Here is a 14,591-nt window from a genome sequence, read left to right as displayed (position 1 = left end):
AAAACAAAGATAGAAAAAAACTCGATTATCCTGCTATGAGCCTTATTTGATTTTAGAATTTTATGGCTTATCCGTTTTATTTTTTAGTATTTTTGAAAATCAAAAAAAAAGAAACAAATGAGAATTGTATCCTATAATGTTAATGGAATTCGTGCTGCAATTTCAAAAGGATTTATTAATTGGTTAGAACAAGCAAAACCCGATGTGGTTTGTCTTCAGGAAATTAAAGCTACGCCAGATCAACTTCCGTTGATGGACTTTGAGTTAGCTGGATACCCCTACCATTATTGGTTTCCAGCCACAAAAAAAGGCTATAGCGGAGTTGCTATTTTATCCAAGATTAAACCAAATAATATAGTTTATGGCACAGGAATTGAGTACATGGACTTTGAAGGACGAACACTACGTGTAGATTTTGATGATTTTTCAGTTATGAGTCTATATTTACCTTCTGGTACAAATATTGAAAGATTGAGTCATAAATTTATGTTTATGGATGATTTCCAAAGCTACATTACTAATTTGAAGCAGGAAATCCCGAATCTTATTATTTGTGGAGATTACAATATTTGTCACGAAGCTATCGACATCCATGATCCTATTAGAAACGCTAAAGTTTCTGGTTTTCTTCCGGCAGAACGTTCCTGGCTGGATGCTTTTTTGAAAAATGGATTTATTGATAGTTTTCGTCATTTAAACAAAGAACCTGGAAATTATACTTGGTGGACCGTACGCGTAAAAACAGCAAGAGCAGACAACAAAGGGTGGCGAATTGATTATTGTTTAGTGAGTCAACCTATGAAAGACCGTATCAAAAGAGCACTTATTTTGCCCGAAGCAAAACATTCTGATCATTGTCCCGTTCTTGTAGACATAGAATAGAGTAATATCAATGACAATGTCAAAAAACAGTTATATTCAAATAAAATTAAAGAAAAATGATAAAGAAAATCTCCTTAGGCTTGTTAGTCATAGCACTTTCGACTTCCTGTGTTTCGAAAAAAATATATACCGATTTAGAAAACAAGTATACTGATTTAAAGAAAGAGAATAGAAGTCTATCCGACGAAAACGCCGATCTTTTAAAAGCAAAAAATCAATTAGAACTAGACAGAGATGCTCTAAAAAACGATTTGAGCAAACTAAAATCAGAACGTGATAAATTGACTGCTGACCAAAAAGCGTTGCATGAAAAAATGGCTCTTTTGCAAGATTCATACAAAGCGTTGGAAAAAAACAGCAACGAATCTTTGCAAGCCAACCTAAAAAAGAATCGCGATTTATTAGCTGAACTAGAAGCAAAACAAAAAGCATTGTCAATCGAACAAGAACGTTTGAATAAAAACGCACAACGTTTAAACGAACTAGAAGACATGATTGCTGCTAAAGAAGCGACAATGCTAAAACTGAAAGAAACTTTATCAAAAGCCTTAAATGGATTTGAAGGAAAAGGACTGACCGTAGAACAAAAAAACGGAAAAGTTTACGTTTCTATGGAAAACAAATTGCTGTTTAATTCTGGAAGCTGGTCAGTAGGTCCTGAAGGAAAAAAAGCAGTAGTAGAATTAGGAAAAGTTTTAGGTGACAATCCAGATATATCAGTACTTATTGAAGGACACACCGATAATGATCCTTATGGAGGTTCAGGTCCAATTGCTGATAACTGGGATTTATCAACTAAAAGAGCAACAGCTATTGTATCCATTTTGAGTGAGAATAAAGCGATTAATAAAAAGAGTTTGACTGCAGCCGGAAGAGGAGAATTTTCGCCTTTAGCTACTAATGAAACTGCCGAAGGAAAAGCAAAAAACCGTAGAATCGAAATTATATTAACGCCAAGATTAGACGAAATTGCTGACATGTTAAACGAAATAAATTAATTTTTTTTGTCCAAAGTCAAAAGTCATAAAGGAATTCGACTTTATGACTTTCGACTTTATTATAACTTTTACTCTTTATGAAATACACTACTTTACCCGATACTGATATAAAAGTGAGTAAAATATGCCTAGGTACCATGACCTTTGGGCAACAAAACACCGAAGCAGATGGACACGCCCAGATGGATTATGCAATTGAAAATGGCGTAAACTTTTTTGATACTGCCGAAATGTATTCGGTACCAGCACGTGAGGAAACTTACGGAAGTACCGAGAAAATCCTAGGAAGCTGGTTTAAAAAATCAGGCAAAAGAGAAGCAATTGTTTTGGCTTCAAAAATTGCAGGACCCAATCCTAATTTTGGCTACATGCGCGACAAACTTGATTTTTCACCAGCAAGTTTAAAATATGCTTTGGACAAAAGTTTGCAACGTTTACATACCGATTATATTGATTTGTACCAATTGCACTGGCCAGAACGAAAAACCAATTTCTTTGGACAAAGAGGATTTGTGGTTCAAGAAGACGCTTGGGAAGATAATATCCAATTGATATTAGAAACCTTAGACGGTTTTATCAAAGAAGGAAAAATAAAACACATCGGACTTTCGAATGAAACACCATGGGGAATGATGCGTTTTCTGGAAGAAAGCAAGTATAATAATTTGCCGAAAATTAAAACGGTTCAAAATCCGTATTCATTACTAAATCGTCAATTTGAAGTGGGCTCTGCTGAAATTTGTAAACGAGAAAATATTGGCTTGTTTGCTTATTCTCCAATGGCTTTTGGCGTACTTTCGGGTAAATTTTTAACTGGTGAAAGTCATCCAAAAGCCAGAATAAAATTATTTCCACAATTTTCCAGATACAACAGCGCACAAAGCACGGAAGCCACCAAACAATACGTTGAAATTGCTGAAAAGCACGGTTTGTCTTTAGCCCAAATGGCTTTGGCTTTTGTAAACCAACAAGCTTTTGTAACTAGTAATATTATTGGAGCAACAACTTTAGAACAACTAAAAGAAAATATTGCTTCTATTGATGTTGTTTTATCCGATGAAACCATCAAAGAAATTAATGCGGTTCATGCGGTGATTCCTGATCCTGCTCCTTAATTAAAAGAGTAATCAGTATCCAGTTTTTAGTATTCAGTTTATTTTGCTTAACCGCAAAAAACACAAAGGAATACTCAAAAAAATTACCGCAAATTCGCAGATTTAAATTGTAATCTGTGAATCTGCGGTTTTTTTTGAACTTTTTAAAAATAGCGCTTAATGAAATTTAATTTCTCCTATGTTTTTATTAAAAAAATCCTGGCGGGTTTGCGGTTAACTAAAATTTTAAAACTCAAATTCCTCTTTTACCAATAAAGAATCAACAACAGTAGTATCTTTTACTTTTATACGAAGTAACGATTTTGCTGGTCCGGTTAAAACAGTAGGCTGACTTTTAAAAACAGTATCATCTGGAGTCAACAATCCTCTTCGAATCATTAAATCGGTTAAAAAAGAAACCTGTTGCACTGCCGATTCTCTTAGATTTCCTTCCTCATTAAATTGATACATGAATTTTTTCGGACTGGGAATAATTCGAGCCAGATACAAGCATTCGTTAAAAGTCAAATCGGATGGGATTTTCTGGAAATAAAACTGACTTGCTTCTCCAATTCCATACACGTTTGGCCCCCATTCGATAATATTAAAATAGACTTCTAGCATGCGTTCTTTACTCGCAATTCGGTTGTTTTCTAAAATGTAAACCAAAAGAATTTCTTCAAGTTTTCGGGATAAAGTTTTTTCTCTGGTTAGAAAAACGTTTTTGATTAATTGCATACTAATGGTACTAGCACCACGAGCAAATTTCTTAGTTTTAATGTTTTTTATAATGGATTGCTTAAAAGCTTCATTGATAAAACCACGATGCGAAAAGAACGAAGGATCTTCGGTAGTCAAGACACATTTTTGTAAATAAGGCGAAATTTGGTCTAGCGGTGTATAATTTGGGTTAGCTGCTCCAACAAAAACCGGTCGTTGCAGCACATTGTTTATAATAGCGCGATAAATAAATTCGCCATTGAGTTTGTTGAGATTGGCTTCGCCGTATTTGGTAATTTTCAAGTTTTCTTTCTTAAGATTACTATCAAAAACCAAGTCTTTTGGTTTGTTTTTATTGTATTCGAAATTTAAATTATAATCGAAAGTGCCTTCGGCTTCCATACCTTGAAAATTGGTAAACAAACCATCCGGAAGAGAAGATATAAAATCCTGGGCTTTCATTTTTGGAATGTTGACTTTCAGTTTGTAAATGGTATCTTCTTCGGTTTCGTAAGCCAAATAGGGATGGAATTTTACTTTGTTGAATTGCATGGTTGAACTGCTATCGACCGCAACAAAAACAGAACCTAAAAGCAATCGATAGTCAAAACGGGCGTTTTTAATTAGCACAACTTTCCGAGCAATTCTAGTATGATTAATTTTTAAATTGGCTATCGAAGTAAAGCCGTCAATATGTAATTCGTCACCACTTTTATCAATGTTTTCTATATTTAATCGAATGGAGTCAAAACTAGAAATAAACTTGTAGCGTTCATCAAAATAAGGCACTTTGATAGCTCCTGTATCAATATTAAAAAATCGAATATCGGCTTTTTTATTTCGAGGATCGGCAAAACCTTTTATTTTCCAGCGTTGGGCAAACGTATTGGTTTTTACATGAATCGAAGTTTCGAGTTCCTTGTTGGCTAACACTAATTTTTTAATATCGATTGTGGCTTTTTTTCCGTTGTCATCGAGTTTGAATTTCAGGTTTTCGACATCCATATCCGTCGGAATTAAATTCAGCACCCTGGAAATAATTCGGTACGCAAAAGCGGCATAGTCTCTTTTGTTAGTTGAATTTTCCTCGTCCTTATTTCTTTTTAAAAAAGCAGCAAAATTCTTTACTTTTCCTTTTTTAGTCAGTTGAACATAACCATTTTTGATTTCTAAAGTTCCTAATTGTATATCGCCGACCAACAACCGCCAGATGTTAACACTCGTTCTTATTTTTTGAATCTTGAAAAGGGTATCTGCATTTTTGGGAACCAAAGTTACATCGGTAAGATAAACACCTGAAAGTCCTTCGAAACTGGCTTTTTTTACTAAAAACCGACTGCTGTAGTCTACTTCCATTTTGGTCGTTGTTTTGGCAATAATTTGCTTCAAAAGCGCTTCTCTAAAACTAAAAATCCCAATAATAGCAATGACGATAAAGGCAACTACTATTTTAGTAACTAAGAATATTTTTTGTTTTCTGGTCTTCATGGATCATTAGAGTATATAGAATGTAGGCAGTGGTGCTAAAATAACAACTTTTTCTAATTCGATTGAGAATCTTAACTTAAAACTTTAGTAAAACACTTCGCTTCTAAAACAACTTTTAACCCAAAACCCTACAAGCTTTTTTTATAGTCTTGTTAATTGTTTCCTATTTATATGTAGTAAAACACTGTACCTTAGACAACTACACAAAAATGCTTGAAACGCTTGTAAACACTGGGTTTTATGGATTTTTTTTACTTAATTTTGCATTGTCAAAAAAAAAAAAACATGAAAAAATTTATTTTATCGTTAGCAGCAGTTTTTGCATTTGGATTTGCAAATGCTCAAGAAGCAAAAGAAAGTGTAAAATTAGGTATTAAAGCCGGTGCTAATTACGATTGGTTATCAACTGGTGCAGTTTCAGTTTATGATTTACGTCCAGAGGTAGGTTACCACGCTGGTTTAGTCGCAGAATTCAAAATGTGTGATGAATTTTCGTTTCAAGCGGAAGCTTTGTATTCATTCTCAAGCTTTAAATTTGATGGAAACGGAAACACAAGCGGTAGCGATTTAGAAATTAGCGAAATAGCTGTACCTGTTTTAGCTAAATTCTATCTTGTTAAAGGTTTGTCAATTGAAGTGGGACCTCAAGCAAGTGCTATTATAGATTCTAAAGCAAATGGAGTATATGCTAACACCAACTTGAGAAAATATAATGTTGCCTCAGTTTCAGGATTGGCTTATGATTTTAACTCAGGAGCATTTATTCAAGCAAGATATATTTATAACTTCTTAGATTTAGCTTATGGGCAATCAGGAAACAATCGTTTTGGAGTTCAAGCTTCTGTAGGATATAAATTCTAATATTCTTCTAGAAATACTTATAGAGAACCACGCAAATTGCGTGGTTTTTTTATACACAAAAATGTTTTCCATCAGGAATTTAATTGACTAACATCCGAGCGATTGTGCATTTAGCATAAATATAGATCTTTAGTTTTAACTCAAGTCCTATACAAAAAGATTAATCTGTTCGAATTGAGTTATAATTTGCGATATAAAATTGTAACGAAGCATCGAAAAGCCTGCTATCTTTAGGACTGCTCGATGCCATTTTATACACTGTAACCATCGCATTCATGTATAAAATAATTCGAAGCAGCGAATAAAACGGCTTCACTTAATAACATTGTTTGCGATGCTTCGGGGGCTCCTTTACATACGTTAATGCATCCTAAGATTTAGATTTTGTTTAACCAGTGTACCTACAAAAAAACACTATATTTGAGAAAATTTAGAACTCTTGATTAACTTCACTATACACCAAAATTCAGCCACTACTCAATGGGTCACTTTCGTTCATGGAGCAGGAGGAAGTTCGTCTATCTGGTTCAAACAAGTACGGGAATTTCAAAAGCATTTCAATGTTTTATTGCTCGACTTGCGGGGACATGGAAGCTCTAAAAATCCACTAAAAAATGCTATCCAAAAAAAATATACCTTCAAAACCATAGCAGAAGATATTCACCAAGTTTTGGCCCATTTACAAATTGAAAAATCCCATTTTATAGGTATTTCGTTGGGTTCTATTGTAATTCGTCAATTGGCAGAAATGTATCCCGATCGAGTACAAACAATGATTTTAGGTGGCGCTATTTTAAAAATGAATTTTCGTTCCCAAATTTTAATGAAATTAGGAAATACATTTAAATATGTCTTGCCCTACTTGATTTTGTATCGTTTTTTTGCTTTTGTCATTATGCCAAAAAAGAATCACAAACAGTCCCGTTTGCTGTTTATCAACGAAGCCAAGAAGTTGTACCAAAAAGAATTTATCAAATGGTTCAAATTGACTGCCGAAATCAATCCTGTTTTAAAATGGTTCCGACAAGTAGAACTAAATATCCCAACATTATACGTTATGGGCGAAGAAGATTATATGTTTTTGCCTTCGGTAAAGCAAGTGGTAGCCAAGCATGTGAAAACGGCCCAACTTTTTATCATTCAAAACTGTGGTCATGTAGTGAATGTGGAGCAAGCCGCGATTTTTAATAAAACAGTGATTGCTTATTTGAAGGAGAGAGACTGAGTTGTACTGTTTTTTTATTGTTAAATCTTCTAATTTTATGGATGCTTTTAGGCTTAAGTTGGCTTAGAGAGTGAGTTTTCACCACCATCGTTAGACAGCTAATTTAGCTTTGTCCACAAAGATTGTCAAAACAAAACTAACAAAAATCACTTCCAAAGTTGTTACATTCTGAACGCATTGTTATAAGAACCAATAGTCATTTAAAATAAACAAAAAAGCTGTAGCGTTTATAGGACTACAACTTTTTTGCTGTATTTGCTCCTCTTTGTGGTCACAGGCAAATTCCTGCACTATCGGATTTTTAATAAACTATCATTAAATCAATTAAACAACATTCTTTCTCATTATTATATTTGCGGATTTTGAGCTATAAATAATTGAATTTTAAGTGTTTTTAATTCATATTTTTTGTAACTTGTTCTTACTATAACCTAATAATTATAAAATTATGAAAAAATCTAAACTATTTATTTTTGGAGTTGTTCTAATGACAGTATTAATGGTGTCCTGTAATAACAAGCGAAATAATTTGGTCGACTCCTGGAAAATTACTGAAGTAGAAGCCAAAACACCTCATGTAGATTCTGTAAAAAATGACATCTTAGCTAATGGAAAATTAACATTCACTAAAGATGGACATGTTACAGGACATATAGAAAACGATATAAATGATGGCACTTTTGCTTTGACAAAAAAAGGAAAAAGCCTTGTAATTAAAGACGATAATGGCACACCATTCCCTTTTGAAAGTACTATTACAGACGATCAAATAATATTAGACAGTGAGGAAATGAAACTCACACTAACAAAAAATTAAATAACACATCACTCATTACCATAACCACTCTACAACTAAAGGAGTGGTTTTTTTTTATGTTACATACTGAATTCTCCTCTAACACTGTATCTTAAAAAAAAGAACCTTCTGTTACCCTAAAATTCGAATAATTATGGGAAATTTGCAACTTGAAATAACTCATTATAGAAATGAAACAAATTAGCATTCTAGGTTGCGGATGGCTTGGACTTCCTTTGGCGAAAGCACTGTTAAAAGACGGTTTTTCGGTAAAAGGTTCTACAACATCAGTAGAAAAATTGACAAATTTGGAAAGTATCGGAATTCAAAGTTTTGTTTTGGCTTTAGAAACTAACGCAGTTCCAGATACTTTGAGTGATTTTTTGGATGGAAGTCAAATACTTATTATTGCCATTCCGCCTAAACTGAGAGGGAAAAACAAGGATTACTCAGATGCTGCAAATAATTCGTTTGTCAAGAAAATAGAAAACATTTTGCCACTTATCCAAAAATCAACAGTAGAAAATGTACTGTTTATCAGTTCAACTGCCGTTTATGGCGAAGCCAATACTGTAGTGGACGAGATAACCATTGCTGTTCCTGTTACCGAAAGTGGAAAGCAATTACTCGAAATCGAAAACTTATTATTAGCCAATACTGATTTTAAAACTACTATTTTACGTTTTGGTGGATTAATTGGCGAAGACCGAAATCCCGCGCGATTTTTAGCTGGAAAGGAAAATGTTCCCAATCCTGAAGCACCCATCAATTTAATTCATTTGGAAGATTGTATTGGAATTATCCAAAAAATTATAGCTACAAATTGTTGGAATACCACGTTAAATGCCGTGACGCCTTTTCATCCGAGTAGAGAAAACTATTATACAGAAAAAGCTTTAGCATCCAATCTGATTCCGCCAACATTCAACAACGAAATTCCTTCTATTGGAAAAACGATTTCGAGTGATTATTTGATTGAAAAATTAAACTATACTTTTACTAAAACCGATTTGTAGTGATTAACAAACTCAAAACTGCTGCTTCGACCAGAATAAATGCTATTGGATTGCCTGTTTTAGCACTTATTTGGGTTGGCTTTTTCTGGGGAACTACCTGGATTGCTTCTAAGGAAGGCGTGCGTTATATTCCTGGAATCCAAATGGCAGCCATACGACAATTTGCAGCAGGATTACTTTATATTCTTTTTTTCTTGTTTACCAAAGCACCGTGGCCTAAAGGCAAGCAATGGAAAACCATTGTTATTTTGGCTATTCTTAATTTTTCGCTGAGTAATGGTTTGAGTACCGCTGGCGTAAAATATATTAGTAGCGGACTTGGGGCTATTATTGCTGCTATTTTCCCTATTTGGATAGTTATTATTTCGTATTTTAGAGGAGAACGAATTGCTCAATTGGCAGTAATTGGTGTTTTTGTTAGCTTCGGTGGAGTTTGTGTCATCTTTTACGAATACTTGTCTGATTTCCTGATTCCCGATTTTAGATTCGGAATTTTCCTGTCGGTTGTAGCGACTATTACCTGGGCATTTGGTACTTTGTACACTAAGAAAAAAGCAGCATCATACAATCCATATTACAGTTTAGGATTCCAAATGTTTATTTCGAGTATTCTTTTATTTGCTTATAATGGAGCAACAGGGATTTCGGTGAGTTTGAGCGAAATCCCATTAAATACTTGGCTTGCCATAGCCTATTTGGTAGTAGTGGGTTCACTGATTACTTTTACCATTTTCATCTATTCATTGCAACACCTTCCGCCCGAAGTTAGTAGTATTTATGCTTACATGAATCCAGTAGTTGCTGTGCTTTTAGGCTCAATTATTTTTGGCGAAGCACTAAGCATTTCAATTGCAATAGGAGGATTTGTCACTTTATTTGGTTTGTATTTAGTCAATCGATCTTTGAGAAAAAGCCGTAAAAAAACAAACATTTTAATTAAGTAATGCTTCCTGATTTCCAATACAGTTTTTGTATTTTTGCAAAAAAAAATCATGAAATCTGTTTTATACAAATACCGAATTTTCATTGGTATCTTTCTTATTTTTTCGGCAATTACGCTTAGTCTTTTTTATAATGCTTTGAAACCTGAAAAAATGCTTCCTATATACAATCCTGCCGATGTAAATCCGGAATTAGTAGATAGCACCATTCAATATGTGAGCAAATACCACACGATTGCTGATTTTTCGTTTACCAATCAAAACGGAAAAACCATCACTCAAAAAGACTACGAAGGAAAAATTTATGTAGCTGATTTTTTCTTTACCACCTGCGGAACTATTTGCCCAAAAATGACAACAAATTTAGTGGAAGTTCAAAAAGCTATTATCAATAATCCTAAAGTAATGCTGCTTTCACATACTGTTTTCCCCGAAGTAGACAATGTAGAAGTATTAAAAGCTTATGCTGAAGAACATGGCGTTGTAGACAGTAAATGGAACTTAGTTACAGGAAATAAAAAAGAAATTTATGCTATGGCAAGGAAATCCTATTTAGCTGTGAAAATGGGAAAACCAAGCGAATTATACGATATGGTTCACACTGAAAATTTTGTTTTAGTGGATGCTAAAAGAAGAGTTCGTGGTTTTTATGATGGAACTAAAAAAGAAGAAGTTCAAAAACTAATTGAAGATATTGAGTTTTTGAGCAACGAAAAATAATCTATTCAAAAAAACACATCAATCAAAAATAGTCTGTTTTATACTTTAATTAACGTTGTTTAAAAGCATAAAACTGGCAATTATAATTTAAATTAGCAATTTAATATGTATTTTTGTAATATTAATTCAATCTAAATAAGTCTTGCGAACCACTATACATTCTTTAAAAAAAAACGAAAAAGCAATTATCAAAGATTTTGATATTGACATCATTCCGTTAAAGTTACTCGAAATGGGTTGCTTGCCTGGAAATATTGTCGAATTACTTCAAATTGCTCCTTTTGGAGATCCATTGTACTTAGATGTCAATGGTTCTCATGTAGCCATTCGTGTAGAAACCGCTAAAGAAATTGAAGTAGAACGTATCAAAACTGCGCTTTAATGATTCATCAAAATATTAACGTAGCTTTAATTGGAAATCCCAATGTAGGGAAAACATCGGTTTTTAACCAGTTGACGGGTTTAAACCAACAAGTGGGGAACTATCCTGGAATTACGGTTGAGAAAAAGATAGGTTTTTGCAAACTACCTCATAATATCAAAGCGAATATTCTGGATTTACCAGGAACGTATAGTTTAAATGCCAGTTCGATGGACGAAAGTGTAGTCATCGAATTGTTGCTAAACAAAAATGACAAATTATATCCAGACGTAGCTATTGTAGTTACCGATGTGGAAAATTTGAAACGAAATTTACTGCTTTATACCCAAATAAAAGACCTTGAAATCCCAACGATTTTAGTCATTAATATGGCGGATCGTATGGAAACCAAAGGAATTACACTTGATATTCCGTTTCTTGAAGAGCAATTGAAAACTAAAATTGCCTTAGTAAGTTCCAGAAAAGGATTAGGAATTGAAGAATTAAAAGAATTAATTGTTTCTTATAAAACCATTCCGCACGAACCGTGTTTGAATGCTTCTGTAATTGACACGGAATATTTTCAAAGTTTGCAGGAAGCTTTTCCAAATCAGTTGTTGTACAAATTATGGTTGGTCATTACACAAGATGTCAATTTTTTGAATTTAGAGCGAAATGAAATCCGAAGTACATTTACCAAATCGCATTCGGAACTAAAACGTTTACAACAAAAAGAAACCATCAAAAGATATCAATTTATCAATGATGTTTTAAAAGCAGGTTTGAAAATTGACGCTTCAACCGCAACCGATTTTAGAGCCAAACTTGACAATGTTTTGACGCACAAATTTTGGGGTTATTTCATTTTCTTAGCTATTTTATTTGTCATTTTCCAATCGATATTTAGTTGGTCGACCATTCCAATGGATTTTATTGACGGAACTTTTGCGGCTTTAAGCAGTTGGACTGCAACAACATTACCAAGTGGTATTCTAACCGATTTGCTTTCGCAGGGAATTATTCCTGGAATCGGCGGAATCTTGATTTTTATTCCACAAATTGCCTTTTTATTTCTGTTTATTTCTATTCTGGAAGAAAGCGGTTATATGAGTCGTGTGGTGTTTTTGATGGATAAAATCATGCGCCGTTTTGGGCTTTCGGGAAAGAGCGTCGTTCCATTGATTTCAGGAACAGCTTGTGCTATTCCAGCGATTATGGCTACTCGAAATATCGAAAACTGGAAAGAACGTTTGATTACAATTCTGGTAACACCATTCACTACTTGTTCGGCAAGATTGCCTGTTTATGCTATAATAATTGCTTTGGTAATTCCTAATGAACGTGTTTTTGGGATTTTAAATATGCAGGGATTATCGTTAATGTTACTGTATCTTTTAGGATTTGGAACAGCCATTTTATCGGCTCATATTTTGAATAAAATATTAAAACTAGAGAGCAAAACCTATTTTGTGGTTGAAATGCCAAGTTATAAATTACCGCTTTTCAAAAACGTGGGGATCAATGTGGTCGAAAAAACAAAAGCGTTTGTTGTTGGTGCTGGTAAAATCATTTTGGCAATATCCATTATTTTATGGTTTTTAGCATCTTACGGACCTGGGAAAAACTTTAACGAAGCCGAAAGCATCGTAAAAGAAAGATTTGCTAACACCACTTTAGACAAAACCCAGTTTGAAAATGAAGTTGCTTCTCAAAAACTAGAAAATTCATACATCGGATTAATGGGAAGAGCCATCGAGCCAGCCATAAAACCCTTAGGTTACGACTGGAAAATAGGAATTGCTATTATCAGTTCGTTTGCGGCGAGAGAAGTTTTCGTAGGTACTTTAGCCACGATTTACAGTGTAGGAAGCAGCGATAATGAAGATACTATAAAAAATAAAATGGCAGCCGAAGTACATCCTGAAACAGGTGAAAAAATATTCAATTTTGCTTCAGGAATATCCTTGATGCTTTTTTATGCTTTTGCCATGCAATGTGCCAGTACACTGGCTATCACTAAAAAAGAAACCAACAGCTGGAAATGGCCTGCAATGCAACTCGTTCTTATGAGCGGACTGGCTTATTTTGTGGCTTTAATTGCTTATCAAATTTTAAAATAAAACCGTATCTTTCGTTTAATTACACTTTCGAGTAAATTCAGATTTAAAAACAAACCGTTGTATTATGAGAAATTACGAAAATGCTTGTGCACGATATTACAGCAAACTTAAATTGAAGTCGCTACCACCGACGTTATGGGAATTTAGAAAAACCTATTTTTCGGACGCCTTTTTGTTTAAAAAAATGCAGTCCAATTGGAGCAATAAAAAGGATTTTTTGAAACTGTCTCAACAAGATAACAGAGAAATCATTATTACCGATGTTAATTTTAAAATTGTATTTGTCTCTAAAACTATTTCAAAAATTAGTGGCTATGAACCCGATGAAATAATTGGAAAATCACCGTCAATGTTTCAAGGTAAAGCAACTTCTAAAGCAACTAGAGAAAAGATTAAAACAGCAATAACCCATTTAAAACCATTCAAAGAAGTTATTTTAAACTACCGAAAAAATGGAGATTCTTATTGGTGTGAAATCGAAGCTTATCCAATGTTTGACCAAAAAGGAAAATTCCAAAACTACATTGCTTTAGAAAAAATAGCCTCTTAAAAATATGAGTTTTCAAGAAATTATAGCTTTTAGTATCCTTGGAATTGCCATTGGATACCTTATTAAAAAATACTTTTTCAAAAAGAAAAAATCAGATACTAATTGTGGTAGTGGCGATTGTGGTTGTAACTAAACCACTTTTACAAAAATATTACTCGCAATTTTATTCGAAATGGTTAATTCCTGATTGTTCAATTTGATTTTTAGAGACAAATCAAAGCTTTCTTTTCCGATAATTTCAATTTTAGAACCCAACGAGATTTCCTGTTTATCTAAATATTTTAGAAATTCAGATGAAGTATCTTTCACACCAACACAAATCCCTTTTTGATTTTCCAATAATTCAGAAAGCAAGTGTTTTTCGGTATTGATAATTTTTCCTTGCGCATCTGGGATGGGATCACCATGAGGATCTTCGGTTGGATTACCTAGAAAATCATCCAGTTTATTAATCAACTTTTCTGATTTTATATGTTCCAATTGTTCGGCAATATCATGTACCTCATCCCAGGAGAAATCTAATTTTTCGACCAGAAAAACTTCCCATAAACGGTGCTTTCTCACAATCATTTTGGCCGCCAATTTTCCATTTGCAGTAAGGGAAACACCTTGGTATTTTTTGTAATGGACTAAATCTTTTTCTGCCAATTTTTTAAGCATATCCGTAACAGAAGATGCTTTGGTTTCCATCATTTCGGCAATAGCATTGGTACTCACTCCTGCATCAGACGATGAAGTTAAATGGTATATTGATTTTAGATAATTTTCTTCTGAAAAAGTCATTTGATTTAGGATTGCAGATTAACGATTTTAGATTGC

At 33.7% G+C, this 14,591-nt stretch carries 15 protein-coding genes; 13 read left to right on the top strand and 2 right to left on the bottom strand.

All coding sequences use genetic code 11. The features are described 5' to 3' along the window. Nucleotides 1–117 precede the first annotated feature (117 nt). The 3 genes from AAGV28_RS11310 (at nt 118) to AAGV28_RS11300 (ending at nt 2,995) form a co-directional block, all read left to right on the top strand. Entirely contained in the window at nt 118–882 is a 765-nt protein-coding gene (locus AAGV28_RS11310) for an exodeoxyribonuclease III (protein WP_373406918.1), read from the top strand. A gap of 56 nt (nt 883–938) precedes the next feature. Further along, nucleotides 939–1,880: an OmpA/MotB family protein gene (locus AAGV28_RS11305; RefSeq protein ID WP_373406917.1), complete on the top strand. Its 942-nt coding sequence runs from the start codon at nt 939–941 to the stop codon at nt 1,878–1,880. Nucleotides 1,881–1,957: 77 nt separating this feature from the next. Beyond that, a complete protein-coding gene (locus AAGV28_RS11300; RefSeq protein WP_373406916.1) occupies nt 1,958–2,995 on the top strand; it encodes an NADP(H)-dependent aldo-keto reductase in 1,038 nt (345 codons plus the stop codon). Between the two features lie 225 nt (nt 2,996–3,220). On the opposite strand, the gene AAGV28_RS11295 is transcribed toward AAGV28_RS11300, so the two are convergent. Beyond that, nucleotides 3,221–5,182 carry a transglycosylase domain-containing protein gene (locus AAGV28_RS11295; RefSeq protein ID WP_373406915.1) on the bottom strand — a complete coding sequence of 654 codons (1,962 nt, stop codon included), beginning with the start codon at nt 5,180–5,182 and terminating at the stop codon, nt 3,221–3,223. Nucleotides 5,183–5,467: 285 nt separating this feature from the next. Here AAGV28_RS11295 and AAGV28_RS11290 point away from each other — a divergent pair, with 285 nt between their 5' ends. The 10 genes from AAGV28_RS11290 (at nt 5,468) to AAGV28_RS11245 (ending at nt 13,905) form a co-directional block, all read left to right on the top strand. After that, nucleotides 5,468–6,043: a porin family protein gene (locus tag AAGV28_RS11290; RefSeq protein WP_373406914.1), complete on the top strand. Its 576-nt coding sequence runs from the start codon at nt 5,468–5,470 to the stop codon at nt 6,041–6,043. Nucleotides 6,044–6,482: 439 nt separating this feature from the next. Continuing rightward, the gene (locus tag AAGV28_RS11285) at nt 6,483–7,268 is read left to right on the top strand and encodes an alpha/beta fold hydrolase (protein ID WP_373406913.1); all 786 of its coding nucleotides are present in this window, start codon (nt 6,483–6,485) and stop codon (nt 7,266–7,268) included. 499 nt (nt 7,269–7,767) lie between these two features. After that, on the top strand, nt 7,768–8,085 hold the full coding sequence (locus tag AAGV28_RS11280) for a hypothetical protein (protein ID WP_373406912.1): 318 nt from the start codon (nt 7,768–7,770) through the stop codon (nt 8,083–8,085). Between the two features lie 170 nt (nt 8,086–8,255). Then, nucleotides 8,256–9,080, top strand: a complete 825-nt coding sequence (locus AAGV28_RS11275) for an NAD(P)H-binding protein (protein ID WP_373406911.1) — start codon at nt 8,256–8,258, stop codon at nt 9,078–9,080. Next, on the top strand, nt 9,080–10,024 hold the full coding sequence (locus AAGV28_RS11270) for a DMT family transporter (protein WP_373406910.1): 945 nt from the start codon (nt 9,080–9,082) through the stop codon (nt 10,022–10,024). Before AAGV28_RS11275 ends, AAGV28_RS11270 begins: the two co-directional genes overlap by 1 nt. A 48-nt stretch (nt 10,025–10,072) precedes the next feature. Then, the gene (locus AAGV28_RS11265) at nt 10,073–10,741 is read left to right on the top strand and encodes an SCO family protein (RefSeq protein WP_373406909.1); all 669 of its coding nucleotides are present in this window, start codon (nt 10,073–10,075) and stop codon (nt 10,739–10,741) included. A 142-nt stretch (nt 10,742–10,883) separates the two neighbouring features. After that, nucleotides 10,884–11,123, top strand: a complete 240-nt coding sequence (locus tag AAGV28_RS11260; protein ID WP_373406908.1) for a FeoA family protein — start codon at nt 10,884–10,886, stop codon at nt 11,121–11,123. Next, nucleotides 11,123–13,222, top strand: coding sequence for a ferrous iron transport protein B (feoB, locus tag AAGV28_RS11255; RefSeq protein ID WP_373406907.1), 2,100 nt, complete (start codon nt 11,123–11,125; stop codon nt 13,220–13,222). The genes AAGV28_RS11260 and feoB overlap by 1 nt, the downstream gene beginning before the upstream one ends. 64 nt (nt 13,223–13,286) lie before the next feature. Beyond that, on the top strand, nt 13,287–13,772 hold the full coding sequence (locus AAGV28_RS11250) for a PAS domain-containing protein (RefSeq protein WP_373406906.1): 486 nt from the start codon (nt 13,287–13,289) through the stop codon (nt 13,770–13,772). A 4-nt stretch (nt 13,773–13,776) separates the two neighbouring features. Continuing rightward, nucleotides 13,777–13,905, top strand: coding sequence for a FeoB-associated Cys-rich membrane protein (locus AAGV28_RS11245; protein ID WP_373406905.1), 129 nt, complete (start codon nt 13,777–13,779; stop codon nt 13,903–13,905). Here the strand turns inward: AAGV28_RS11245 and AAGV28_RS11240 are convergent. Further along, nucleotides 13,902–14,555 carry a metal-dependent transcriptional regulator gene (locus AAGV28_RS11240; RefSeq protein ID WP_373406904.1) on the bottom strand — a complete coding sequence of 218 codons (654 nt, stop codon included), beginning with the start codon at nt 14,553–14,555 and terminating at the stop codon, nt 13,902–13,904. The genes AAGV28_RS11245 and AAGV28_RS11240 overlap by 4 nt on opposite strands. Between the last annotated feature and the right edge of the window lie 36 nt (nt 14,556–14,591).

The sequence above is a fragment of the Flavobacterium zubiriense genome, from assembly GCF_041729725.1.
GTDB lineage: Bacteria > Bacteroidota > Bacteroidia > Flavobacteriales > Flavobacteriaceae > Flavobacterium > Flavobacterium zubiriense.
The sequence above is the reverse complement of the archived record's forward strand: the minus strand, read 5'-3'. Positions and strand labels throughout refer to the sequence as shown.